Genomic DNA, 23,507 nt, shown 5'->3' on the forward strand with positions numbered 1-23,507 from the left:
CGCATCTTCAGCGGATATCCGCGATTCGCCACTATCCTGTCCAGAACCCGCACCATTCGTTGCGCAGGAATATTCAGATCGATTTCTATCGCAAGGGCCTCGCGGTTAAAATCATCCACCACGTTGAAGGTCCGAAAACGCCGACCACAGACCAGCGTGTCGTGCATAAAATCGATAGACCAGCTCTGATTGAGCGCTTCCGGCGTTGCCAGCGGAGCCGGATTGCGCACCGGAAGACGTTGCTTACCCTTGCGTCGAAAATTCAGTTTCAGCAGATAGTAAATCCGGTGTACGCGCTTGTGGTTCCAGACGTGCCCCTGCCTGCGCAGCAACTGAAACAGCTTCTTAAAGCCGTAGCGGGGATAGCGCTCTGCCAACCCGGTCAGCACCTGGATCACCGCTTCATCACGCCGGGTATCGGGCTGGTAACAATACACCGTCCTGCTCAGCGATAACGTCCTGCATGCCTGGCGTATGCTCATCGTAAACTGCGCAGTCAGATAGCTGACGAGCTCACGCTTTATCGCTGGTTTTAAAGCTTTTTTTCGATGACATCTTTCAGTGCACGGCATTCAGGACTGAGATCGGCAAACATTTGTTTGAGACGGCGATTTTCGTCCTCAAGATCCTTCATCTTTTTGATATCAGAGGCTTCCATCCCGCCGTACTTTGCTTTCCAGTTGTAGTACGAGGCCTCAGATATTCCCGCTTCGCGGCAGACATCTTTGACGGTGCGTCCGGCTTCGACGGATTTCAGAACGGCGATGATTTGGTGCTCAGTGAATCGGGCTTTTCGCATGGTGATCTCCTCGAAGGACATAATCAGTATGTCGGAAGATCTCTAAAAGTGAATGGTCCGGTTAAGCGGGATACTTACAGCGGTATCACTTAGCCGTTGGAGGTGAAATCGTAGCCCTCGATATTCCCGGTATGCTGGGCGCAAAGGGCCATAACAACACTACCCGCCTTAAAAACTTTGAGAATTCAGGATTCTTTATCCAGGTTAGAGACATTGAATGTCCGGAGTGGCAGATAAAATTTCACCCCCGTAAAGGCCGGTTCCACCATGAACGAGGGATCCGGGATACAGAAATGCAGTTGAAGCAGTGGTGTGAAATTTTTGACCAGACACTCAACAAATCCACAGCAACACAATAATCATCAATATCAAATAAGGGATTAAGAAATGAATAAAATTTCAACAGTTGCAGTCCTGTCTTTAGCAGTTTTGCTTACCGGCTGCGACAGCGAGCCTTCCTCTTCCGAGATTCAAAAAGCTATGCAGGAAAACATTGACCACACTAACCAGCAAGCCAGACAGCGGTTCGGTGAGAACAGCAAAGACATGCTCACGACTCTGAACAAAGCTGAGAAGGTTTCCTGTAAGGAGTCAGAGGCAAAAGGGACATACTTTTGCAAAGTGGATACTGATATAACCCTTCCAATGATGGGCGAGAAGCAAACCGTAGCTGAATTCAAATTCACGAAAAATAGTGGGAACTGGAAAATATCACCTTAACTGAATTCAATAATTAACAAGCTCATTTTCTACCGGAATTTAAAAGCACATATTTTATGCGCAAGTGTTAGCACCAGGGATCCATTCTAAAAAATAAAAAACCAGAAGCCTTTCAAAGGCCGGTCCGGTTTGTGTAGCGATTAGGTAATGAGTTACAATCAGACTATCGTAAGACAAATGAATGACGCTCATTATGAACAAAATGCAAATCGAATAAATGCTTGTAAAAGAAGGGCTTACACCAAAAGAAGTCTCTGTGATACGTCAGCATGCTGAGAAAGACGGTTATCCTTATCCCTGGCTCCTTTCACAGTTAAAGAAAAGATTCATAGTTGCAATGATATTAATTGCAATTCTTCTCGCAGGACTCATTTATACCATTCGCAGTGGTACACAAGAAAACCTTGTTTCGTATTCAATCATGCTTGTAGCAGGTTTCGTTATTCTATATGTATTCGTACCTTTGAAACCTGCATTTAAAGCTTACAGATTCATGAAAAAGCATGGTCACTCTTTGTAAGTATCAGAGATTGATTTTATGGCTGAAGCGTCATTATAGACTTCAATGAAAAGCTCTTTTCTGCTCATTTCCTTAATACCGCGAATGTAGTCGGTATTAAGAAAATAGTAGAGACGCCAGGCCTCGGGCTTTTGTATCAGACGCACAATGCCATAGAGGGACAGTGCAAGGTCCATTGAACTGTATGCTAACTACAAATAAACAAGTCATACTTTGGATAGGTGAGAACATTTAAACCCTGTTTTCTAGTTTAAAATAACTCTTAAAAATAGAATTAAACTACGGAGGATCGAATTATAGGAAAATGAGTAAAACCAATTTCTTGCACTCTGCAATTTACATCTCCCTTTTTGAAAAGCAATATAATTTTTTCTGGTCACCTACAGACTAGATGAGTTATGATCGGTCTAAACTTACACCTTTGTTGACCCTATGAACGCCTTTGAAATTGAACAAAAACTTGCAAAGAACGGTTTCAATGCCAAGGATATTGTTGCCTTAAGAAGGCAAGCCGAAAAAAGTGGAACGACTTACCCGGCTTTACTTAAAGAGCTTAGCATACGCTTTATTGCTTCCATGATCCTTGTAATCATTCTTGCTATTGTCTGGATATATACACTTATGTACAAGGACAACCTCGCTATCACCTCATACTCAATAACAATGCTAATCATAGCTCCAATTTTTTACATTTTTACACCGATGAAGTTAGGCTACAAATCATTCCGATATACAAGAAAAAAGTGACTTATTTTTTATTATCGTATATCGATTTGAGAGCGGAATAGTCGTTATATATTTCAACTCCTGATTCAAAACGGCTCATATCTTTAACACCCAGAAAAAAATCGGAGTTTATGTAGTAAAAAAGATGAAATGTTTCGGGTTTTCTTATCATCCTAAACATGCCGTAAGCAGAGAGAGCAAGATCCATACTACTGTAAGCAATTTCACCTGTTTTTTGATCGAAGCCTAAAAACTTAGCTGCTCCAATATAGCCGTCCTTTAAGAAACCCTGGGCGTCATTTTAGCTTGTTATTTATTTAGGGTGTCTATTAAAACTGACACCTTCATATTTTATTAATTATTAATAACATCTCTCAAATTATGATAATTAATCCAGTGATACAGTCTTCAACACACTTATGAGGCATTAAGAAAAATAAAGACTCACATATTAAGCCAGAATTTTAAAAAATTATGATTTTCTAAGGAACCTTGAAGAATGGTTCAATGGTAATCCAAAGCCAGATAAATAATGTGACTTAATACCATTATTTATAGCGGCAAGTTCAGAAATTTTAACGATCACCCCGACGACACGCCGAAGGCGTCATGCCATAGACCTGACGAAAACGATGGCTGAAGTGCGCCGAAGAGTGAAAACCACACTGCAAGGCAATATCGGTCAGCGTCAGATCGGGCCGCGCAAGTAACTTCCGCGCACGATCCATACGACGGCGCATGACAAACTGGTGCGGCGCTTCGCCCGTGGTGTGACGGAACATGCGGGCAAAGTGAAACTCACTCAATGCCGCTTCCTGCGACAGCATCGCCAGAGTTATAGACTGGTCGAGATGCGTTTCAATAAATTCCAGAACCCGCCGTAATACCACCGGAGCCAGTCCGCCGCGCACCTGGGGCAGTTGCCACTTTACTTCACTGTAGTGCTGCAACAGATGGGTCAGCAGCAATGTTGATGCGCTGCTCAATGTCAGCTGGCTGGCGGGCTGTTGCCAGTCGCTGCTCAGCAGAAAGTGTCGATAGAGCTGGGTAATGCGGTCATCAGTGGAAAAAACTTTCTCATGCAGATTTAACTGCGCCGGGCTGCGGTCCCAGACCTGTTCAGCTAGCTGTCGCAGCTGGTTCTCGCTGCAATAAAGATGTACAAAGGCGAGATCGGCACGCAGATCCCAGGTCGATTCCGTGCCTGCCGGCATCAGACAGAAGCGATCTGGTGCACCACCGTTACGCCAGCCGTGCGCTGTTTTATGCCAGGTATCGTAGCCACCCGCCACATAAAGGCTCAGCGTGTGATGATCGCTTAGATTGGTAACGCGATCGCCACTGTTAAACCAGGCCGCCAGCTGAATGCCGTTGTTAAGTTGCACCTGACCACGCAGTTGTGCTTTGTGGCGTTGCAGCATGTCAAAGGTCTGGTAACGACTCATAGGGGGTATCAATTCAGATAAACAGAGTGCCAGTTTACGGATTGCGCGGGACAGAGAACAGGTCACATTGGGACGGACGGCAAAAATGCGCAAGATTTTGCAAATCCTGCGCAATCCGCTGCAAGACCAGGGAGCGTTGCGGGTGCAGACTCGGCGTTTTGCAGTGGAGAATCGGGCAATGAACCTGTTTTTGTATCTCTCAGTCGTGCTGATCTGGGGCACGACCTGGATTGCGATTTATGCGCAACAGTCTGCAGGCATCAGCGCCGTAACTGTCGCTGTCTTCTGGCGCTTTTTGCTGGCCTCGCTGGTCATGTTATTGCTGCTTAAGCTGATAAAGCGTCTGCACAGGCTGACGCTGCAGGATCACCTTTTCTGTGTGCTGCAGGGCTGTTGCGTTTTTGGCTTCAACTTTGTCTGCTTCTATTACGCCTCTGGCTATATCAGCAGCGGACTGGAGTCGGTCATTTTCTCTATGGCTGTGATGTATAACGCCATTAACAGCTGGATATTTTTCCGTCAGCGCCCTTCTGCACGTCTGATTCCGGCGATAGTGCTCGGCATGGCAGGCATTGTTGCGTTGTTCTGGCACGATCTGCGCAGCACTCAGGCCTCGGCCGGCTTGATGTGGGGCATTGGGTTAAGTGCGCTGGGCACACTGGGATTTTCATTCGGCAATATGATCAGTCAGCGGCATCAGCGTCTGCAACGTGACGTGCTGACAACCAACAGTTACGGCATGTTATACGGTGCGCTGATCATGGCACTGGTCTCGCTGCTGCAGGGTGTTTCGCTGCAGCCGACATGGAATACACAGTGGTTTGGGGCATTGATCTATCTGGCTATCGTGGGATCGGTGATGGGATTCGGAACCTATTTTACACTGGTGGGACGTATCGGAGCCAGTCGGGCTTCCTATACAACCGTTCTGTTTCCGCTGGTGGCGCTGGCACTCTCTACCCGTTACGAAGGATATGAGTGGCATGCCAGCGCCATCCCTGGCCTTGTCATGATTTTGCTGGGCAATATCGTGATGTTTGCCCGTTGGCCGGCAAGTCGTCGCCGGGTAATCATCTGACGCGGAGGCGGGCTGAGGCCCGCGCCCGTATGGGCTTTACGCCCACGGCTGCTGAAGGAGTTTCTGTGGTTTATTGATCGCTTTACGCGCAATCCAGTAAAGCAGAACACGCTCATCGTCACTATCACGATCGGCCATCGACAGTAGTTTTAATGCCAGCGTCGATTTGGTCACAGGCTGCTGTTCTGTACTGAGTTCAATCACCGCCTGACCGATAATGCAGCAAACTTCATCCTCACTGGTGCTGGATTCATATGTCCGGTCTTTCATATTTCCTCCTGATAAGTGAACTGTTAGCCTGGCAAATAATCTGAAAACCTGCTCACAGAATCATCTTAATGAAACATTATCTTACGGCTAATTACGCTTACTTATTAAGTTGCCGCTTTGCTTACTTTTGACGCGACGTTGCCAACCCCTCCGATGCCATTCATACCGCCTGAATGGCATTTCATTCCCCAATCCGTTCCGTTCATGCCTTTACTGCTCACGCGCGCGAATCACTGCTTTATTCTGACCGCAGTTTCCAGATTCCCGGACGGGAGAGAAAATTATGAACCAGACTCAACAGGCTTCTTACCAGCGTGCTCGCTGGCTTACATTGTTCGGAACGGTAATCACTCAGTTCGCACTGGGGTCAGTCTACACATGGAGTTTGTTCAACGGCCAGCTGTCACAGAAGCTGGATGCGACGGTCAGTCAGGTCGCTTTTTCGTTTGGTCTGCTGAGCCTGGGGCTGGCTATTGCCTCCTCGCTGGCCGGTAAATTACAGGAACGTTTTGGCGTACGCCGCGTCACTATCGGGGCGGGTGTGCTGATGGCGCTGGGTTTCTGGCTTACCGCGCATGCTAATAATCTGATGATGCTCTATTTCAGCGCCGGACTGCTGGTTGGTCTGGCGGATGGCGCAAGTTACCTGATGACGCTCTCAAACTGCGTGAAGTGGTTTCCGGAGCGCAAAGGGATGATCTCTGCCTGTGCAATTGGCGCTTACGGTCTTGGCAGTCTGGGATTCAAATTTATCTGCGGGGCGCTGCTGGCGACGGTGGGTCTGGAGCAGACCTTTATGATCTGGGGCGTGCTCGCGATGTCGATGATTATCCTCGGTGCACTGCTGATGCGTGAAGCCCCCCTTCAGGATGCCGGGAGCAGCACGAATGGTCAGCAACATGCGCGGGATTACACGCTGGCACAGTCGGTGCGTCTGCCTCAGTACTGGATGCTGGCGCTGATGTTCCTGACAGCCTGCATGAGCGGTCTCTATGTGATAGGCGTTGCTAAAGATATCGGCGAAGGGCTGGTGCATCTGACTACGCAGACCGCTGCCAGTGCCGTAACGGTGATCGCGATTGCCAACCTGAGTGGCCGCCTGGTGCTGGGTATACTGTCTGACAAAATGATGCGCATCCGGGTTATTTCACTGGCGCAAATCGTGTCGCTGATCGGGATGAGCGTGCTGCTGTTTACCCGGATGAATGAGATCACCTTCTTCCTGTCACTCGCCTGTGTAGCCTTCAGCTTTGGCGGTACCATCACGGTATTCCCGTCGCTGGTCAGTGACTTTTTCGGCCTCAACAACCTGACAAAAAACTATGGTCTGCTCTATCTCGGATTTGGTATCGGTAGCGTGCTGGGCTCACTGGTCGCCTCGCTGTTTGGCGGGTTCACCGTCACCTTCAGCCTGATTATGACGCTGCTGGTCATCTCCCTGTTCCTGTCACTCACCATCCGCTTACCACAGAGTTCTGTTACAGCAACACCTGTATTGCAACGTCATTAACCATCACGACGGGCCGCGCCAGAGCGGCCCGTTCACGTTTAGCCGCGGAATCGCGGCTCTGCCACGCCCGCCACAGAGACGTCCACCGCAAAGATATCGCCTGACTGCGGATAGCGCGCCAGCTCCTCTTCGGTGCGATCTTCCCGTGAACTGGTAATAAACAGCGTTTTAAGATCGGCGCCACCAAAGGCCACCATGGTTGGCCACTTCACCGGCAGCAGGATCTCATCGACGATTTCGCTGCTCTGGGGATCGATGCGTACTACGCGTCCGCCATCAAACTGTGCGGACCAGTAAAATCCTTCGCTATCCACTGCGGCACCATCCGGCAATCCCCCTTTCGCGTCGAAACGGCGGAACAGGGTGCGTTCGCCCGGTTCGCCCTGCGCGTTTAATGGATAGCGATAGAGCGCTTCATTCGGCGTGTCACTGTGGTACATCCAGCGCCGGTCGGGAGAAAAGGCCAGCCCGTTGGAAATTTTAATGTCGCGCGCTATGACCTCCAGCTTCAGGTCAGGCGTCACACGGCACAGCAGCCCGCCATTTTTGTCCTGCGGTTCCCACAGGCTGCCGCACCAGAAATTCCCCCAGGGATCGACACGGCCATCATTAAATCGGCTCTGCGCAGCCACACCGGGATTCTCTGCGATCTTTTTCTCTGGCTTACCCTGCGCATCCAGCAGCCAGACACCGCCACGCAATGCAGCTATCAGACCGCCCTGCTCACGCAGACCGATACATCCCACCTCTTCCGCCTGCGGGAAGGTTTGCAGTTCACCGCTGACCGGATCAAAACGGTGAATGGCGGGTGCCAGAATATCGACACAGTACAGCACCTGTTCTTCCACTGACCAGAGCGGGCATTCGCCCAGTTCAGCCTGTAAAGCCAGAATATTTTTAACGTCATGCGCCATGTTTCTCTCCCATTGAACTGACATGCTAATAATGTAGTTGTAAAAACTTTCAAATGAGAATTATTTTCGCTTGATTTTGAGACTATTCTCTTTGATAGTATTTACTATTCAGTTCATTCTTATTTCTTTATTATTCTCCGCTGCAAAGCGCAGCACTCTGAAATATTCGGTCATACCTTCTTAAATAACTCTACAAAGCCTGCATCTTCACTCCACTTTTCCAGCGTAGTGTCATAGTCATTGGAAAAGAGGAGAAGCTTCCGATGAAGAGATTAATTAAAGTCGCTTCGGTGGTTGCGCTGATGACCTTATTAAGTGGTTGTATCATCAGCCCCAGACACGACAATGGCTGGCACCGCGGGGGTGGCGGCGGATATCATGGAGGCTACTATGGAGGTTATCACGGTGGGTATCATGGCGGTCACCATCACCGCTAACGGGCAAAGATGTCACACAGCATAAAATAAAAGCATTAAACTTTAAGGGCGGGATAATTATCCCGCCCGCTTTATTTAGCTTTTCACAGCATAATTACACTGGAACCACGCTTTCTGCAGCCCCGGAATATGACTCTCCTGCGCAGGTAACGCCTCGACTTTATCAAAGCCTTTATTACTGCAGTAATTCGCCAGATCAATATTCATTGCATCACGATTGACCTTTACCGGGTCAAAACGGTACTGCACGGTATTTGAGCCTGGATCTTCATCTACACGTTCAAATGCCCCGGGTTTGCTGGCAGTACATCCACTCAGCAAAATCAGCGCCAGTGCGCTGGTAATTAGTTTTTTCATTTAGTTATCCTCACGTTGCCGCGCAGTTTATGACGCAGCATGCCGCGCATCCATAGGATTAATGCGCGAAAAATCAAAACTTGAGAAGCTTTTACCGATTAATGTAATACGATTAAACGGCTAGCACTATCATACGCGGCGTGACAAGATGCATTCAGACAAAACGAAGACTGCACCACACCAGGAAATGCCAAAAATAAAAATCTGTTCCTCTCTTCCCTGCCCGCGCTTAGCGGGCTTTTTTTCGCCCGCCATTCCGCTGCTCCGCTGCCGCTTACTGGCCAGTCAGCGCAATCATTCTACGTAACAGGTTAGCGGTGCGCTTGTCAGGTAATGCCAGAATCGCACTGTAGAGGTCAATCGACATGGCACATAGCGAAGAGCGATCAACCGCCGTGTCGGCAGGCATATTCAGCTGCTGCAGCTTGTCGCCCCACTTCAGCGAGAGCCGGGCGACGATCTTTTGCAGATCATCCTGGGCCTGCATCTTATCCAGTGGCTGTTCAGGTGGAGGACTGTTGAGCAGCAGCAGCTCCATGGCATCCGCCTCTTTGCGATTCAGCGACGGTGGCAGCGTGGTCTGCAAATTGATGCCACCACTCACCTGCGGATAGAGATAACGGAAGCAGAGGCCCGGATCGATCTGGTTCAGCGCCCGCATCTCTTCAACCGAGACGCTGATATAGTTAACCACCGCTGCATCCGTTCCACGCATCAGTCGCTGATTAATAACCTCAATCAGCCAGCCACGCAGCTCGCCCGTTGCTTTATCTGCTGGTTCCCCCTCGCGGATTCGACGGGTCAACTCCTGGGTCAGCAATAGCCATAACGACGGCTCCTGAGTCTGCAGCACCCGATAGCCTGGCTTCTTTGCCAGTTGATTCACCGCCTGCTCACGCTGAGTCGCCTGTACCTGATGCGGCGCGACCCAGCTGAACCAGAGCAGATTCGCCAGTATCAGTGGCAGCAGAAAGAGGATCAGCCCCTGCCACAAACGCAGCCGGGTAGTTTTGATCAGCACAATAACGATCATCGCCAGCAGCGCAAACGCGGCCAGCGTAATAAAAAGCAGAGAATTCATACTGCCGGGTTAATCCTTGCGTACATCGATTAGCACAGGACAGTGAGCACGTTCGATAACCGATGCGCTGACGGAGCCTTTTAGTAGCCGATTAAAAGAGGAGAGATGGCGGCGTCCCATGATAATCATGCTGGCCTTAAGCTGCTGCGACTGCGCAACGATGGTATCTGCCGCATCACCGGCCAGAATCATGCCACGTGCATTAATGCCCGCACGCAGTAACGGTGCCAGTGCATGGCGCACCACCATTTCCGCCGTATTCTGCTCATCCTGCGCCGCCACAAAATCGGCCGGGTCTTCACCCGCGTCGATTTCCATCGGCTGGTTACAGGAGGAGTAGGCAGGATCGACACAGCAGAGCACGACCACATCGGCACGATGCGCCAGCGCTTCTTCAATGGTTAAGGCAACCACTTTCTCCGCGACCGGAGAGTGATCAATGGCCATCAGCAGGGTTTTCATCAGATGCTTATCCTTCTATCGCGGCGACTTTGCCAATTTCACGCATCAGCGCCTCTTTGCACTTCAGCATCTCGTCACGAAAACGGGCTTCGTGTCGCAGAAAACGAGCAGAGGGCACCAGTAAAGAGACAGAAAAGCGACCAAACAGCGTATCCAGCGCAAACGCCATGGTAGAGATACCTTCCAGCGTTTCACCGCGATCCACGGCGATACCGGTTTCGCGCACTTCCCTGATAAGTTGCAGCAACTGCGGCAGTGTTTTCACCGTCATATCGGTTAACTCCTGCCAGGCGTCGCCGACGATCGTCCGCACATCTTTTTCACACTCCAGCGCCAGCAGCGCCCGCCCACCGGAGGTGCTGTAGAGCGGCAGATTGAGCCCCATATGCGGAACCACCCGAAGCTCACGCGACGCCACCACATGGTGGATAATCGCCAGCTGGCTGCCGCTGGCGCGCGCCAGCGAGACAGTTTCATTGGTGTCGGAAGAGAGTTTTTCCAGCAGCGGACTGACGAGATCGACCACGTCGGTGTGGACGCTGGAGATCAGTTTTAACAGCGCCGGCCCCAGACGCAGTCCGCCCGCCCCGCTGCTGCGCACCAGCTCTGCACTGTCGAGCGCGGCAACAATACGCTGCACCGTTGAGCGCGGCAGTTCGACCGCCTGAGCGATCTCACCGAGGCTCATGCCGCCGGGCTGTTCGCCCAGCGCATTAAGAATTTTTGCCGCACGGGCGATGACCTGTATACCGCCCGTTTTATCCTCCTCGCGGCTGGAGGGTTGATGTGCCATAGCGTCGTCCTGTTTGAGCTACCTTACTGTAGCGCGAATGCCGCACTTTTTACAGCCTGTACCACATTGCAATACAGCATACCGGGATGTAATATTACACCCTGTATCACATCGCAGTACACTGCACCATAATAACGAGATCGCCTGCAATGAACGCTAAGCCAGCCGCCGCGCCGGCCCCTCATCCTTTTACACTGCGACTGGCTCTCGGCCTGGTCGGCGTGCTCATTGCTGCGCTGACTTCCGGGTTGAACGATCGCGTCAGTGATATCGCGCTGGCCGATATCCGTGCCGCGATCGGCATCGGTTTCGATCAGGGTAGCTGGATCATTTCTGGCTATCAGGCAGCAGAAGTGGCCGCCATGATGATAGCGCCCTGGTTCGCCGTCACCCTGTCGCTGCGGCGTTTTACGCTCGGCGTGTCGGCGGGATTTATGCTGACCGGCATTCTGCTGCCGCTGGTACCTGATCCGACACTGTTTATCAGCCTGCGCGTGCTGCAGGGCCTGTTTGGTGGCGCGCTGCCGCCGATGCTGATGACCGTCGCCCTGCGCTTTCTGCCGCCGCCCTTTAAACTGTTTGGCCTGGCGGGCTATGCCCTGACCGCAACATTTGGCCCTAATATGGCCGCTTCGCTGGCCTCGTTGTGGACCGACCATGTCAGCTGGATGATGGTGTTCTGGCAGGTAGTGCCCGGCATGCTGATTGCCATGGCGCTGATCAGCTGGGGAATACCGCAGGACCCGCTGCGTCCGGAACGCTTTCAGCAGATCGATCTGTTTGGCATGGTGACCGGCTGCAGTGCTGTCGCGCTGCTGGTTCTGGTGCTGACCCAGGGTGAGCGCCTCGACTGGCTGGAGTCGCCACTGATCGCCGGTATGCTGCTTGCCGCGCTGCCGCTGATGCTGGTTTTCCTGATCAATGAGTGGTTTCACCCGCTGCCGCTGTTTAAATTGCAGATGCTGCGGCGACCTAATCTGGCGCACGGCTTGCTGGGTCTGGCCTGCGTGCTCATCCTGGGGCTTTCAGGTTCTGCGCTGCCATCGGCCTATTTTGCTCAGGTCAGCGGCTTCCGCACCCTTGAGTTTGCCCCGCTGGCACTGACGGTGGGCCTGCCGCAACTGCTGATCGCGCCGCTGATTGCGGCCCTGCTGAATATCCGCTGGATCGACTGCCGCTGGATGCTGACGGCGGGCGCTGGCCTGCTGGTGACCTCCTGCATGCTGGGCACGCAGATCACCAGTGACTGGGCGCGACAGAATTTCTGGCTGCTGCAGGTCCTGCAGGCGTTCGGACAACCGATGATCATTTTGCCGATACTGATGAGCGCCACCAGCGTTGTGGCCCCACCAGAAGGCCCGTTTGCCTCGGCGATGTTTAATACGGTGCGCGGCTTCTCCAGCATCGCCGCCTCCACGCTGGTTGAGGTATTCCTCTCCCATCGTGAGCAGTTTCATTCCAGTGTTCTGATTAATCAGGCCACCAGCCGCAGCTGGCTGATGACCGCGCCGACAGCCGATCAGGCCAGCCGCAGTTTGCCGCTATTGCCGGATGGCAGCATCAGCGCCAGCGATAATCTCAGCGGATTCGCCACGCTGGTCCGGCATCAGGCCACGGTGCTAAGTCTGAGCGATAGCTGGCTGATGCTGACCGGCTTTGCCGCCTGCCTGTTATTGCTTACCGCCATCCTGCCAAAACGGGTCTGGCCGCCTCAAACTTTGATTCAAAACCCCTCCCGGAATAACTGAATATGCGTGCTTTCGAAATGAGAAGAACCCTGCTGCTAAGTCTGCTGCTGTTGGTGTTACTGGCCATCGCCTTTGTCGTCTGGTCAATGATGACCGGCAATGATCACCGCACCAACGACGCTTACGTTAATGCGGACTACACCCTGGTGGCGCCGAAAGTCTCCGGCTATATCAGCAATGTGCAGGTGCAGGATAATCAGCAGGTCAAAGCGGGCCAGCTGCTGGCAACGCTGGACGATCGTGACTATCGTGTGGCGCTGGAGAGTGCCGAGGCTGATTTGCAGGTGAGTCAGGCGAAACTGCTGAGCAGCCAGGCACAGCTTGATCAGCAGCAGTCGGTGATTGATCAGCAGAAAGCCAGCGTCGCGGCCAGTCAGGCTTCCGCGCAGTATGCCGGTCAGAGCGCCGATCGCTACAATCGCCTCTATAAAAGCGGCACCGTGGCAGCTGATGATCAGCAGAAATCCAGCGCTAACCAGCGCTCGGCACTGGCAGCCGTGCATCAGAGTCAGGCTGCGCTGGCGTCGGCAGTGAAACAGGTCGGCGTGTTACAGGCTGCGGTGCGTTCAGCGGAAGCGGATGTCGCAGCGGCGAAGGCCAGCGTCGATCAGGCCAGGCTGAATCTCTCCTACACGCGGATTACGGCTCCCGTTGATGGCATGGTCGGTCAGCGCTCGGTGCGGATCGGCGCCTATGTTTCAGCCGGAACCCGTCTGCTGGCCGTGGTGCCCCTGCAGCAAACCTACATTACGGCTAACTACCTTGAGACGCAGTTAAGCGATGTGCGTCCAGGCCAGCGGGTGCGAATCAGTGTAGATGCCCTGCCGGGCGAGACCTTTACCGGCCATGTGGATAGCATCGCACCGGCCACCGGCGCAACTTTTTCGGCGATCGCTCCCGATAACGCCACCGGCAACTACACTAAAGTCGTTCAACGTCTGCCGGTCAAAATTGTGCTGGATGGTGACCAACAGCATCTGGCTCAATTACGTGTCGGCATGTCGGCGATCCCCGAAATTGAGGTGCCATAAAATTGTGAGCAATATCTCAGAACGGACCTATTTCATTTGGGCGGGATTACGCGTAAATTAGCGCCTGATCCTGTTCTGAGAGTTATTCAGATCGACCCGAAAGAGAGCAGACCATTACTGAAATGGCGATCTCTTTTCCACATGTGTTCGCGTTGCACTGGTTTGGGATCGCCATCATCGTAACCGCTCAGAGGAGTTGCTTTGTGAAATATGCCTTGATGGGAATATCTTTTTTCGCGTTACTTTGGTTCGGCACGTTTGTCCTGCTGCTGAAGTAATGGCGTGACAGTGCCGCCACGGGGCGACTATTGCGTCGCCCCTGCTGGCTGTCAGCTCTCTTCTTCTGTTTTCATGCTACCCGGCAATACGCCATCGGCACGAAACATCGCTTTAATTCCCCGTACCGCCTGACGAATACGATCACTGTTTTCAATCAGCGCAAATCGTACGTGCGTGTCGCCGTAGTCACCAAACCCGATACCGGGTGAGACACAGACTTTCGCCTCCTGCAGCATATGTTTGGCAAACTCCAGCGAACCCAGATGCGCATAATGGTCAGGGATTTTTGCCCAGACGTACATCGAGGCTTTCGGGTTATCCACCATCCAGCCCGCTTCATGCAATCCTTTGACCAGCACATCACGGCGGCGTTTGTACTGCTCAGCGATGTCGCGCACGCACTGCTGATCCCCTTCCAGCGCCGCAATTGCTGCCACCTGCAGCGGCGTAAAGGTGCCGTAGTCATGGTAACTTTTGATTCGCGCCAGCGCGGCGACCAGTTCTTTATTGCCCACCATGAAACCGATGCGCCAGCCCGCCATGTTGTAGCTTTTTGACAGGGTGAAGAATTCTACGGCGACATCTCGTGCGCCCGGCACCTGCATAATCGACGGCGCTTTCCAGCCGTCGTAGACGATGTCGGCATAGGCCAGATCGTGGATAACCAGTACGTTGTACTGCTTCGCCAGCGCTATCACCCGCTCGAAAAAGTCGAGCTCCACGCACTGTGCGGTGGGGTTGGACGGGAAGCCAAGGATCATCATTTTTGGCTTGGGGTAGCTCTCCCGGATGGCGCGTTCCAGCTCATTGAAGAAATCGACACCCGCCACCAGCGGCACCGAACGCACCTGCGCACCGGCAATCACCGCACCGTAGATATGAATCGGATAGCTGGGATTGGGCACCAGCACGGTATCACCATGATCCAGCGTCGCCAGCATCAGGTGCGCCAGCCCCTCTTTGGAACCGATGGTAACAATCGCCTCAGATTCGGGATCGATCTCGACCTGGTAGCGATCGGCGTACCAGCGCGAGATCGCTCTGCGCAGACGCGGAATGCCGCGCGAGGTGGAATAACCGTGGGTATCGTCACGCTGCGCCACCTGACATAACTTTTCGACGATATGAGGCGGAGTCGGGCCATCAGGGTTGCCCATTGAAAAGTCGATGATATCTTCGCCGCGCCGACGCGCAGCCATCTTCAGTTCAGCGGTGATGTTGAAAACGTAAGGGGGTAAACGTTCAATACGCGAGAAACGACGGGGGGTGCTGTTATCAGCCATGATGTCCTCTGGATTACGTAAGCGCCCGGACCGTCCGAGCGACGCGGGTCACTGCGGTGACCCGTTACGAACATAACGTGGAGAGGATCATTTTGTCGAGGGTGGCGGAAAATATTTTTATTTTTGCGGATTCAGCCGCCCCAGCAGCCAATCGTTCACCCAGCGGCCGTTCAGCAGATAATTATCCCGCAGCGTGCCCTCCAGCTGGAAACCGTTTTTCTCCAGAATACGGCGTGACGCCCAGTTACCTTCAATCACCATCGCCTTGAGTTTGTGGAAATCTGCTTCCAGCAAAAACTTACACAGCGCCGCCAGCGCTTCGCTGCCATAGCCCTGACCGCAGTAGCGATGCAGCAGCATGTAACCCACTTCCGCCTGACGATGTGGATCCCATTCGGGGCTGCAGCCAAACAGGCCAATCGGCTCACCGTTGTCGCGACGTCGTGCCACCAGGCAGAGCATATGGAAACTGCCAGGGTGCCAGACGCGTGGTGAAGCGCTGACGGATATCCGCTTCATCGGGAATTTCGCTCACCCAGGTCATGGTGTCGCGATCTTCATGAACGGCACGAAACAGTTGCCAGTCTTCTGGCTGTAATTTACTCAGGGTTAATCTGGCGGTGACAAGTTGCATCTGCTGCTCCCGATGGGCGCGGTTTTCCAGCAGTCGCTGGCGCGCGTCATCGCGCAACATAGCAAAACGGCATCACAGCGACCAGTGTTCGCAGGCTGAAAAACTGTTCCCCTTTATTGCACTCAACTTTTCCCCTTTTTGCGGATTGGCCGTAAAAATTGATCTGAAACACGAACTCCCGGCGTGATTGTTCGGGACGCTAGCGGTTCGCGATCACATTTTTTATCATAGAGGCACTTTCCCTTGCCGACGAGTCGCCTGTGTCCTCTCACTTCACGATGTTACTGGCAGTATTTGACCGCGCCGCCCTGATGTTGATCTGCCTGTTCTTCCTGACGCGCACCCGTCCGTTTCGTCAGCTGCTGCAAAAAGATGAACATACCCGCGCAGAGAAAGTTGCGGTGACGGCCATCTTTTCCCTGTTTGCGCTGTTCAGTACCTGGTCGGGCGTCAATGTCGACGGCTCACTGCTGAATGTGCGGGTGATCGCCGTAATGGCGGGTGGGATTCTGTTTGGTCCATGGGTCGGCATCGTCACCGGTGTGATTGCGGGCCTGCACCGTTTTCTGATCGATATTCACGGCGTCACCTCCGTGCCCTGCCTGATTACCAGCATCATTGCCGGTGTCGTCGCGGGCGGGATTAATCGCCGGGTGCTGAAAGAGCATCGCTGGCGCGCCGGTATCGTCGGCGGCATGCTGTGTGAAGCCCTGACAATGTTGCTGATCGTTCTGTGGGCGCGCCCTACCTCACTCGGACTGGCGATTGTGTCGGAGATTGCCCTGCCGATGATCCTCGGTGCGTCCAGCATCGGCATCATTGTGTTGCTGGTACAGAGTGTCGAGGGAGAGAAAGAGGCGATTGCCGCCCGTCAGGCCAAACTGGCGCTGGAAATAGCCAACAAAACCCTGCCGCTGTTTCGTCAGGTAAACAGCGACTCGCTGCGTAACATCTGTGACATTATCCGGCGAGAGATCAAAGCCGATGCGGTGGCGATGACCGATAAAAAGCAGATTCTGGCCTACGTCGGCTATGGCGAACATAACTATAAGCATGGGGATGATGGCATCAGCCCCACCACGGCGCAGTCGATCGCCAGCGGCAAAATTATTATTAAGAACAACGATGAAGCGCACCGCACCAAAGATATCCATTCGATGATCGTCATTCCACTGTGGGAAAAGGGCAAAGTCACCGGCACGCTGAAAATCTACTATCGCCGTGCGCACCGTATTACCGGCTCGCTGAAGGAGATGGCGATCGGCCTGTCACAAATCATCTCAACTCAGCTTGAAGTGTCGCGAGCTGAGCAACTGCGCGAGATGGCCAATAAAGCGGAACTGCGTGCGCTACAAAGTAAAATAAATCCCCATTTTCTGTTCAACGCACTGAATGCTATCTCCTCTTCTATCCGACTCAATCCCGATACTGCCCGCCAACTGGTGATCAACCTGTCACGCTACCTGCGCTATAACCTGGAATTGAATGACGATGAGCTGATCGACATCCGCAAAGAGCTCTGGCAGGTGAAAGATTACATCGCCATCGAGCAGGCTCGGTTTGGCGATAAACTGACGATGATTTATGACGTCGATGAAGATCTGCATTTTCTGCTGCCGAGTCTGCTGATCCAGCCCCTGGTGGAGAACGCCATCGTGCATGGCATCCAGCCCTGTAAAGGCAAAGGCGTGGTAACGTTGAGCGTCCGGGATCTGGGCGATCGGGTGCGGGTTTCAGTGCGGGATACCGGACAGGGCATCAGTGACGAAGTGATGGAGCGGGTAGCGCGCAACGAGATGCCCGGTAATAAAATCGGCCTGCTGAATGTGCATCATCGGGTAAAACTTCTGTCGGGTCAGGGACTGAACATCGTGAGGCATCAGCCGGGCACCGAGATTTCCTTTACGCTGAGTAAGAATGGCCAGCGCCTGGCGGAGAATTTGTTATGAAAGCCATTATTGTGGAAGATGAATTCCTGGCGCAGCAGGAACTGAGCTGGATGATTCAGCATCACAGTAAAATCAAGATTGAAGCCTGCTTTGACGATGGCCTGGACGTGTTGAAGTATCTGCAACAGCATCGGGTTGATGTGATTTTCCTCGACATCAATATCCCCTCGCTGGATGGCATGCTGCTGGCACAGAATATCCATCAGTTTACCCACAAGCCGCTGATTGTCTTTATTACCGCGTGGAAAGAGCATGCGGTCGAGGCATTTGAGCTGGAGGCGTTTGACTACATTCTCAAGCCCTATCAGGAGTCGCGGATTGTCACCATGCTAAACAAGCTGGAAGCCACCGCACAGGCACAGCAGGCAGTGAGTCATCTCAGTGCCACGCCTGCGCCGCAGACGGTCAACCTGATCAAAGATGAGCGCATTATCGTCACTGACGTGAATGATATTTACTATGTTGAGGCGCATGAGAAGCTGACGTTTGTGTATACCCGGCGAGAATCCTACGTGATGTCGATGAATATCACCGAGTTCTGTTCACGCCTGCCGGAGCAGCAGTTCTTCCGCTGTCACCGCTCTTATTGCGTCAGCCTCAGCAAGATTCGTGAAATCGAGCCGTGGTTTAACAACACCTATCTGCTTAAGCTGCGCGATCTGGAGTTTCAGGTGCCGGTCAGCCGCAGTAAGGTGAAGCAGTTCAGACAGCTGATGCGTCTGTAGCTTCGGACAGTTACGGAACGATTCAGGCATGGAAGTGGCTTTCAGGGAAATAGCAGGAGAAGTCAGGCGGTGATTTCCCGAGCCTGGCCGGCTAAAGCCGCCAGGCCGGGAAAATCGATCGCGCACAGCGTGTCAGCGAGCGAGGTGAAGCAGAATCAGATTTCGCGACCCAGCGTCTGGCGCAGATGCGCACCCGCGCCCAGCAGGCCTGGCTGATCGTGCGTAATCATATAGACCGGGATACTGGCGACATAGTCGCGGAAGCGCCCTTTATCTTCAAAGGCCGCACGGAAACCGGACGCCTTAAAGAATTCCAGGAAGCGTGGCACGATGCCACCCGCAATGTAGACGCCACCAAAGGTACCCAGATTCAGCGCCAGATTACCGCCGAAGCGGCCCATGATGACGCAGAACATCGACAACGCACGACGGCAGTCGGTGCAGCTGTCATCCAGCGCACGCTGGCTGACATCTTTCGGCTTAAGGTTTTCCGGCACGCGATTGTCCACTTTCACAATCGCACGATAAAGGTTAACCAGACCGGCACCCGACAGCACACGTTCAGCTGAAACATGGCCCAGCTCTTCACGTAGAACTTCCAGGATCTGATCTTCTTCTTCGCTGTTGGCCGCGAAATCGACATGACCACCCTCGCCCGGCAGGCTGACCCAGCGCTTGTCCACATGCACCAGATGGCTTACGCCTAATCCGGTACCGGCACCGTAAATTGCGATAGGCTTATCTTTAACCGGCTCTGTGCCGCCAAACTGAATCACGTTTTCAGCGGTCAGCATTGGAATCGCCATGGATACCGCGGTGAAGTCGTTAATGATTTCCAGGTGTTCAAAACCGATGTTCTCTTTGAGCTTGCGCGTTGAAAACGCCCAGTCATGGTTGGTCATTTCAACCCAGTCATCGGTAATCGGGCAGGCGATAGCAATACAGCCATCTTTAACGTCCTGCTGTTGTTCATCAAGATAGTGGCGGATGACGGCTTCGAGGCTGTCGTATTCTGATGTTGAGAATGTTTTGGCCTGGGTGATGCTGCCGCTTTCCACCTCACACAGGGCGAGGCGCGCGTTAGTACCGCCGACATCGCCGACCAAGGCATAGGTTGTCATTCTTCTGTTGCTCCGCTTGGGGTCTTAAGAGTTGGAGGACACTATAAATTTCTGCCCATAAAACAACAACGCTCACCGGTGCGATTGGTGAGCGTCTTACTCAGTTGTGCTACAGCCTAACCGCGTTAGTCCACCCTGCACAGCGGCAACTATCTGAATCTTAGCCACCGTTGCGTTGATTCAGGCAGGCGGTGACTTTTCTTAGCAGTGGTGGCAAATCTTCTTTCGGCATAACTACCTCAACCAGCGACAGCCATTGAGGTGCTGAAAGTCGCGCCATCACCTCGTCTAACTGCACGGCTTCACTAATGCGCCAGCTCTGCGCCTGGCCCTGCAGGCTAAGAGCGTGCGGTAAAGCCGTCCAGTTCCACGGGGCAATATCATTGTAACGTTGTGTTGCGCCATGAATCGCCCGTTCGACGGTATAGCCTTCATTATTCAGCAAAAAGATTATTAGTCGCTGCCGATCGCGCAGCATCGAACCCAGTTCCTGAATCGTCAGCTGCGCGGAACCATCTCCGATGATCAGGATAACCCGACGCTCAGGGTCAGCAGTCTGCGCGCCAAACGCTGCCGGAAGAGTATAGCCGATTGATCCCCATAATGGCTGGACCACCAGCTGTGCCTGCGAGGGCAGCCGCAACGCAGCGGCACCAAAAGCCGCCGTCCCCTGCTCGGCCAGAATCAGGTCGCCGGGTTGCAGGAATGTCTGCATCGCCTGCCAGAAGGCGTGCTGGCTGATCACCGCCGTGGGTTCTGCTGGCTGCGCGGTGGGCATCGCGGCGGAAGGCTGCCATTTCCGGCCATAGCATTCAAACAGCGGCTGCAGTTCACTGAGCGCATCCGCCATAGACAACGGCGCAAAATTTTCACCGCCTGCGCTGGCACTGAAGGGCTGCAGATCGATTAATCGTTCAGGATCGAACTGCTGCGTGAAGCCTGCGGTAATCGTGTCGGTGAAACGCACTCCTACGCAGATCGCCACATCCACCTGCTCGATCTGTTCGCACACCTGTCCTGCACTGGCCTCACCGGCATAGGTTCCGACGTAACCCGGCTGCTGCTCATCCAGTACCCCTTTGCCCATCAGCAGACTGGCGCAGGGAATCGCGCTCTGTTCGCGCAGCGCGGCCAGAGCGGACTGCTGCTGCCAGCGCAACGCCAGAAAGTCTGCCAGCAGTGAAACGCGCTGTGCCGATGCCAGTAAACGGTCTGCCGCTGCCCTGAAAGCCCGGCGCGCGTCAGCCGAAGAGGGTTGATGAGTGTTCAGCGGCTGCGCAGGTGGCTGTACCTCTATAGCCGCCACGTCGACGGCCAGTGAGAGATAGCCGGGACGACGGGCCTGCAGCGCACTGATGATCACCCGATCAATCTCGGCGGTGGCGTGGTCGGCAGTAAGCTGTGCTGTTGCGGCACTGACCTCTGCGGCCATGCGAATGAAATGCTGGAAATCGCCATCACCCAGCGAATGATGTACACAGTCACCTTTCAACTGCGCCTGCGTCGCGGGTGCGCCGACGATATGAATCACTGGCAGATACTCGGCATAACTGCCCGCGATGCCATTAATCGCGCTAAGCTCGCCAACGCCAAACGTGGTTAATAGCGCTCCAACGCCGTTGCAGCGCGCATAACCGTCCGCCGCATAGGCTGCGTTGAGTTCATTGGCACAGCCAACCCAGCTGATTTCCGGATGGTCGATGACCCGATCAAGAAACTGCAGATTATAGTCGCCCGGCACGCCAAACAGATGCCTGACACCAATTTCCTGCAGACGGGTCAGCAGGTAATCTCCAACAGTAAACGTGGACATTGCGCATTCCTTTCAGGGAAGAGTCGGGTTAAGTATCTGACAGAGGGTGAAATTAGCGAGGAAAGTGGCTATTTTTGCCAGCCACAAAGCCTGGAAAGTCGGCGTTACGCTGGCGCAATATTCTGTAAAAATGCGAACTGCTGCGCGCTGTCACTGAGTGTAACCGTATACACTGATAGACTTTTGGCACATATCCCCGTTTTTACTCAGGAGCGCTGAATGTCCTTTTTACCCAATCCCGATCGCTATCAACAGATGGAATATCGTCGCAGCGGCCGCAGCGGCATCAAACTGCCCGCCATTTCGCTGGGACTGTGGCACAACTTTGGTGACAGCACCCGGGTTGATAACAGCCGTGAACTGCTGCGTCATGCGTTTGATCTTGGCATCACACATTTCGACTTAGCGAATAACTACGGCCCACCTCCTGGCTCAGCGGAAGAAAATTTCGGGCGTATTCTGCGGGAAGATTTTCGTGCCCATCGTGATGAGCTGATTATCTCCACCAAAGTAGGCTACACCATGTGGCAGGGACCTTATGGGGATTGGGGTTCGCGTAAGTATCTGGTTGCCAGCCTGGATCAGAGCCTGAAGCGTATGGGACTGGAGTATGTGGATATTTTCTATCATCACCGTCCCGATCCGGAAACCCCGCTGGAAGAGACGATGCGCGCGCTGGATCATGTCGTGCGCCAGGGCAAAGCACTTTATGCGGCCCTCTCTAACTATCCAGCTGACCTTGCTGCCCAGGCGATCGCTATCCTGCGCGATCTCGGCACCCCTTGTCTGATCCACCAGCCGCGTTATTCAATGTTTGAACGCACGCCAGAGCAGGGATTGATTCAGACGCTGGGCGATGCGGGTGTTGGCTGTATCGCTTTCTCTCCACTGGCGGGCGGCGTGCTCACCGATCGCTATCTGCAGGGTATCCCGGAAGATTCGCGTGCAGCCAGCGGCAGCAAGTTTCTCAGTGAGAGCCAGCTTACCGAAGAGAAGATGGAGAAGGTCCGCAAGCTGAATGTGATTGCGCAGCAGCGCGAACAGAAGCTGGCGCAGATGGCGCTGGCGTGGGTACTGCGCGATGATCGCGTCACCTCGGTGCTTATTGGTGCCAGTAAAACGGCCCAGATAGACGACGCAGTGGCAATGCTCGCCCGTCGTGAGTTCAGCGACACCGAATTAGCAGCCATTGACGCGGCTCTGATGTAACGGTTCACCGCCCGACGCAGGTCGGGCGTTTTTTTCGCCAGAATAGTCTCAATCCCCCCTTTCTCCCCAATTTCCTCACAATCTTCCGACACAATGATGCGGTAACAACAGCATTACGCAGGCATAATCACTGCGCCGCAACAGCATCAGCCTGTTGATGAGGAGAATATAATGAAAAGAGCTCTTATTTTTGCTGCCCTGCTGGCTCTGTTGTCGCCGCTGGCATATCACACAGCCGAGGCCTCCAGCGCCTCAATTTCTCTGGCCCCTGGCGTCACCCTGAATCTGGGCGATCGCGATAATCGTGGTTATTACTGGGATGGCGGTCGCTGGCGTGAACCACGCTGGTGGAATGACCGCTATTCATACAACGAACGCCGCTGGTGGCGACACGAAGAGTGGCGTCGTCAGCAGCAGTGGGAGCGTGAACGCCGCTGGCATGAGCGCGACCGCGAGCGCCGCTGGGAACATCAGTATCGCCGCGATCGCGATCGTGGCTGGGATCATCATGACCGTCGAGGTCCAGACCATCGCGGTCCAGACCATCACGGACACGATCGCCATTAATAAAAACGCCCGGCAGAACCGGGCGTTTCAGGTTTC

At 53.5% G+C, this 23,507-nt stretch carries 21 protein-coding genes and 5 pseudogenes; 12 read left to right on the plus strand and 14 right to left on the minus strand.

Annotation, left to right across the window (positions count from 1 at the left end; translation table 11 throughout):
- Positions 1–799, minus strand: a pseudogene (locus AC2LB6_RS22135) (IS3 family transposase); the annotation flags it as partial.
- Positions 800–894: 95 nt separating this feature from the next.
- Here AC2LB6_RS22135 and AC2LB6_RS22140 point away from each other — a divergent pair.
- The 3 genes and pseudogenes from AC2LB6_RS22140 to AC2LB6_RS22150 all read left to right on the plus strand — a co-directional run.
- Positions 895–1,158, plus strand: a pseudogene (locus AC2LB6_RS22140) (DUF4755 domain-containing protein); the annotation flags it as partial.
- Positions 1,159–1,186: 28 nt separating this feature from the next.
- A complete protein-coding gene (locus tag AC2LB6_RS22145; RefSeq protein WP_490095156.1) occupies positions 1,187–1,519 on the plus strand; it encodes a hypothetical protein in 333 nt (110 codons plus the stop codon).
- Positions 1,520–1,736: 217 nt separating this feature from the next.
- Positions 1,737–2,039, plus strand: coding sequence for a hypothetical protein (locus tag AC2LB6_RS22150; protein ID WP_490095157.1), 303 nt, complete (start codon positions 1,737–1,739; stop codon positions 2,037–2,039).
- Here the strand turns inward: AC2LB6_RS22150 and AC2LB6_RS22155 are convergent.
- The 3 genes and pseudogenes from AC2LB6_RS22155 to AC2LB6_RS22165 form a co-directional block, all read right to left on the minus strand.
- Positions 2,027–2,218 (minus strand): annotated as a pseudogene (locus AC2LB6_RS22155) (DUF4225 domain-containing protein); the annotation flags it as partial. The gene AC2LB6_RS22150 and the pseudogene AC2LB6_RS22155 overlap by 13 nt on opposite strands.
- 569 nt (positions 2,219–2,787) lie before the next feature.
- A pseudogene (locus AC2LB6_RS22160) lies at positions 2,788–3,051 on the minus strand (DUF4225 domain-containing protein); the annotation flags it as partial.
- A gap of 289 nt (positions 3,052–3,340) precedes the next feature.
- On the minus strand, positions 3,341–4,210 hold the full coding sequence (locus AC2LB6_RS22165; protein ID WP_490095158.1) for a helix-turn-helix domain-containing protein: 870 nt from the start codon (positions 4,208–4,210) through the stop codon (positions 3,341–3,343).
- A gap of 178 nt (positions 4,211–4,388) precedes the next feature.
- Here AC2LB6_RS22165 and AC2LB6_RS22170 point away from each other — a divergent pair, with 178 nt between their 5' ends.
- The gene (locus AC2LB6_RS22170) at positions 4,389–5,288 is read left to right on the plus strand and encodes a DMT family transporter (protein ID WP_490095159.1); all 900 of its coding nucleotides are present in this window, start codon (positions 4,389–4,391) and stop codon (positions 5,286–5,288) included.
- Positions 5,289–5,324: 36 nt separating this feature from the next.
- Here AC2LB6_RS22170 and AC2LB6_RS22175 read toward each other — a convergent pair whose 3' ends face one another.
- Positions 5,325–5,558, minus strand: coding sequence for a hypothetical protein (locus tag AC2LB6_RS22175; protein WP_490095160.1), 234 nt, complete (start codon positions 5,556–5,558; stop codon positions 5,325–5,327).
- Between the two features lie 283 nt (positions 5,559–5,841).
- Here AC2LB6_RS22175 and AC2LB6_RS22180 point away from each other — a divergent pair, with 283 nt between their 5' ends.
- On the plus strand, positions 5,842–7,068 hold the full coding sequence (locus AC2LB6_RS22180; protein ID WP_490095161.1) for an L-lactate MFS transporter: 1,227 nt from the start codon (positions 5,842–5,844) through the stop codon (positions 7,066–7,068).
- A gap of 38 nt (positions 7,069–7,106) precedes the next feature.
- On the opposite strand, the gene AC2LB6_RS22185 is transcribed toward AC2LB6_RS22180, so the two are convergent.
- From AC2LB6_RS22185 to AC2LB6_RS22205, 5 genes are all read right to left on the minus strand, one after another.
- Positions 7,107–7,982: an SMP-30/gluconolactonase/LRE family protein gene (locus AC2LB6_RS22185; RefSeq protein WP_490095162.1), complete on the minus strand. Its 876-nt coding sequence runs from the start codon at positions 7,980–7,982 to the stop codon at positions 7,107–7,109.
- A 512-nt stretch (positions 7,983–8,494) separates the two neighbouring features.
- Positions 8,495–8,776 (minus strand): putative periplasmic lipoprotein, encoded by a 282-nt coding sequence (locus AC2LB6_RS22190; protein WP_031590547.1) that lies wholly within the window; start codon positions 8,774–8,776, stop codon positions 8,495–8,497.
- A gap of 274 nt (positions 8,777–9,050) precedes the next feature.
- Positions 9,051–9,857, minus strand: a complete 807-nt coding sequence (locus tag AC2LB6_RS22195) for a hypothetical protein (protein WP_490095163.1) — start codon at positions 9,855–9,857, stop codon at positions 9,051–9,053.
- A 9-nt stretch (positions 9,858–9,866) separates the two neighbouring features.
- Positions 9,867–10,319: a universal stress protein gene (locus AC2LB6_RS22200; RefSeq protein ID WP_013358635.1), complete on the minus strand. Its 453-nt coding sequence runs from the start codon at positions 10,317–10,319 to the stop codon at positions 9,867–9,869.
- Between the two features lie 7 nt (positions 10,320–10,326).
- On the minus strand, positions 10,327–11,112 hold the full coding sequence (locus AC2LB6_RS22205) for an IclR family transcriptional regulator (RefSeq protein WP_490095164.1): 786 nt from the start codon (positions 11,110–11,112) through the stop codon (positions 10,327–10,329).
- Between the two features lie 149 nt (positions 11,113–11,261).
- On the opposite strand from AC2LB6_RS22205, the gene AC2LB6_RS22210 reads away from it, so the two are divergent.
- The 3 genes from AC2LB6_RS22210 to ypdK all read left to right on the plus strand — a co-directional run bounded on the left by AC2LB6_RS22210 (position 11,262) and on the right by ypdK (position 14,169).
- On the plus strand, positions 11,262–12,860 hold the full coding sequence (locus AC2LB6_RS22210) for an MFS transporter (protein WP_490095165.1): 1,599 nt from the start codon (positions 11,262–11,264) through the stop codon (positions 12,858–12,860).
- A 2-nt stretch (positions 12,861–12,862) separates the two neighbouring features.
- Complete coding sequence (locus AC2LB6_RS22215) at positions 12,863–13,891, plus strand: HlyD family secretion protein (RefSeq protein WP_490095166.1); 1,029 nt, start codon at positions 12,863–12,865, stop codon at positions 13,889–13,891.
- Between the two features lie 203 nt (positions 13,892–14,094).
- Positions 14,095–14,169 carry a membrane protein YpdK gene (gene ypdK / locus AC2LB6_RS22220; RefSeq protein WP_099257831.1) on the plus strand — a complete coding sequence of 25 codons (75 nt, stop codon included), beginning with the start codon at positions 14,095–14,097 and terminating at the stop codon, positions 14,167–14,169.
- Positions 14,170–14,220: 51 nt separating this feature from the next.
- On the opposite strand, the gene alaC is transcribed toward ypdK, so the two are convergent.
- Positions 14,221–15,453: an alanine transaminase gene (alaC, locus tag AC2LB6_RS22225; protein ID WP_179895130.1), complete on the minus strand. Its 1,233-nt coding sequence runs from the start codon at positions 15,451–15,453 to the stop codon at positions 14,221–14,223.
- Positions 15,454–15,570: 117 nt separating this feature from the next.
- Positions 15,571–16,087: pseudogene (locus tag AC2LB6_RS22230) on the minus strand (GNAT family N-acetyltransferase).
- Positions 16,088–16,365: 278 nt separating this feature from the next.
- Between AC2LB6_RS22230 and AC2LB6_RS22235 the strand changes: the two are divergent.
- The gene (locus AC2LB6_RS22235; protein ID WP_490095173.1) at positions 16,366–18,036 is read left to right on the plus strand and encodes a LytS/YhcK type 5TM receptor domain-containing protein; all 1,671 of its coding nucleotides are present in this window, start codon (positions 16,366–16,368) and stop codon (positions 18,034–18,036) included.
- Positions 18,033–18,761 (plus strand): LytR/AlgR family response regulator transcription factor, encoded by a 729-nt coding sequence (locus AC2LB6_RS22240; protein WP_490095167.1) that lies wholly within the window; start codon positions 18,033–18,035, stop codon positions 18,759–18,761. Before AC2LB6_RS22235 ends, AC2LB6_RS22240 begins: the two co-directional genes overlap by 4 nt.
- Before the next feature lie 155 nt (positions 18,762–18,916).
- Here AC2LB6_RS22240 and glk read toward each other — a convergent pair whose 3' ends face one another.
- Entirely contained in the window at positions 18,917–19,882 is a 966-nt protein-coding gene (gene glk / locus AC2LB6_RS22245) for a glucokinase (protein WP_090958961.1), read from the minus strand.
- Between the two features lie 160 nt (positions 19,883–20,042).
- On the minus strand, positions 20,043–21,695 hold the full coding sequence (ipdC, locus tag AC2LB6_RS22250) for an indolepyruvate decarboxylase (RefSeq protein ID WP_490095168.1): 1,653 nt from the start codon (positions 21,693–21,695) through the stop codon (positions 20,043–20,045).
- A gap of 219 nt (positions 21,696–21,914) precedes the next feature.
- Between ipdC and mgrA the strand changes: the two genes are divergently transcribed.
- Entirely contained in the window at positions 21,915–22,904 is a 990-nt protein-coding gene (mgrA, locus tag AC2LB6_RS22255) for an L-glyceraldehyde 3-phosphate reductase (RefSeq protein ID WP_490095169.1), read from the plus strand.
- 171 nt (positions 22,905–23,075) lie between these two features.
- The gene (locus AC2LB6_RS22260) at positions 23,076–23,471 is read left to right on the plus strand and encodes a DUF2502 domain-containing protein (RefSeq protein ID WP_490095170.1); all 396 of its coding nucleotides are present in this window, start codon (positions 23,076–23,078) and stop codon (positions 23,469–23,471) included.
- Positions 23,472–23,507: the final 36 nt, after the last annotated feature.

Source organism: Pantoea sp. RCC30.1 (assembly GCF_058148845.1).

What these genes read in the sequence shown, in the direction of transcription:
- AC2LB6_RS22145 (WP_490095156.1), top strand. Translation starts at nt 1,187, where the DNA reads ATGAATAAAATTTCAACAGTTGCAGTCCTGTCTTTAGCAGTTTTGCTT.
- AC2LB6_RS22150 (WP_490095157.1), top strand. Translation starts at nt 1,737, where the DNA reads ATGCTTGTAAAAGAAGGGCTTACACCAAAAGAAGTCTCTGTGATACGT.
- AC2LB6_RS22165 (WP_490095158.1), bottom strand. Translation starts at nt 4,210, where the DNA reads ATGAGTCGTTACCAGACCTTTGACATGCTGCAACGCCACAAAGCACAA.
- AC2LB6_RS22170 (WP_490095159.1), top strand. Translation starts at nt 4,389, where the DNA reads ATGAACCTGTTTTTGTATCTCTCAGTCGTGCTGATCTGGGGCACGACC.
- AC2LB6_RS22175 (WP_490095160.1), bottom strand. Translation starts at nt 5,558, where the DNA reads ATGAAAGACCGGACATATGAATCCAGCACCAGTGAGGATGAAGTTTGC.
- AC2LB6_RS22180 (WP_490095161.1), top strand. Translation starts at nt 5,842, where the DNA reads ATGAACCAGACTCAACAGGCTTCTTACCAGCGTGCTCGCTGGCTTACA.
- AC2LB6_RS22185 (WP_490095162.1), bottom strand. Translation starts at nt 7,982, where the DNA reads ATGGCGCATGACGTTAAAAATATTCTGGCTTTACAGGCTGAACTGGGC.
- AC2LB6_RS22190 (WP_031590547.1), bottom strand. Translation starts at nt 8,776, where the DNA reads ATGAAAAAACTAATTACCAGCGCACTGGCGCTGATTTTGCTGAGTGGA.
- AC2LB6_RS22195 (WP_490095163.1), bottom strand. Translation starts at nt 9,857, where the DNA reads ATGAATTCTCTGCTTTTTATTACGCTGGCCGCGTTTGCGCTGCTGGCG.
- AC2LB6_RS22200 (WP_013358635.1), bottom strand. Translation starts at nt 10,319, where the DNA reads ATGAAAACCCTGCTGATGGCCATTGATCACTCTCCGGTCGCGGAGAAA.
- AC2LB6_RS22205 (WP_490095164.1), bottom strand. Translation starts at nt 11,112, where the DNA reads ATGGCACATCAACCCTCCAGCCGCGAGGAGGATAAAACGGGCGGTATA.
- AC2LB6_RS22210 (WP_490095165.1), top strand. Translation starts at nt 11,262, where the DNA reads ATGAACGCTAAGCCAGCCGCCGCGCCGGCCCCTCATCCTTTTACACTG.
- AC2LB6_RS22215 (WP_490095166.1), top strand. Translation starts at nt 12,863, where the DNA reads ATGCGTGCTTTCGAAATGAGAAGAACCCTGCTGCTAAGTCTGCTGCTG.
- alaC (WP_179895130.1), bottom strand. Translation starts at nt 15,453, where the DNA reads ATGGCTGATAACAGCACCCCCCGTCGTTTCTCGCGTATTGAACGTTTA.
- AC2LB6_RS22235 (WP_490095173.1), top strand. Translation starts at nt 16,366, where the DNA reads ATGTTACTGGCAGTATTTGACCGCGCCGCCCTGATGTTGATCTGCCTG.
- AC2LB6_RS22240 (WP_490095167.1), top strand. Translation starts at nt 18,033, where the DNA reads ATGAAAGCCATTATTGTGGAAGATGAATTCCTGGCGCAGCAGGAACTG.
- glk (WP_090958961.1), bottom strand. Translation starts at nt 19,882, where the DNA reads ATGACAACCTATGCCTTGGTCGGCGATGTCGGCGGTACTAACGCGCGC.
- ipdC (WP_490095168.1), bottom strand. Translation starts at nt 21,695, where the DNA reads ATGTCCACGTTTACTGTTGGAGATTACCTGCTGACCCGTCTGCAGGAA.
- mgrA (WP_490095169.1), top strand. Translation starts at nt 21,915, where the DNA reads ATGTCCTTTTTACCCAATCCCGATCGCTATCAACAGATGGAATATCGT.
- AC2LB6_RS22260 (WP_490095170.1), top strand. Translation starts at nt 23,076, where the DNA reads ATGAAAAGAGCTCTTATTTTTGCTGCCCTGCTGGCTCTGTTGTCGCCG.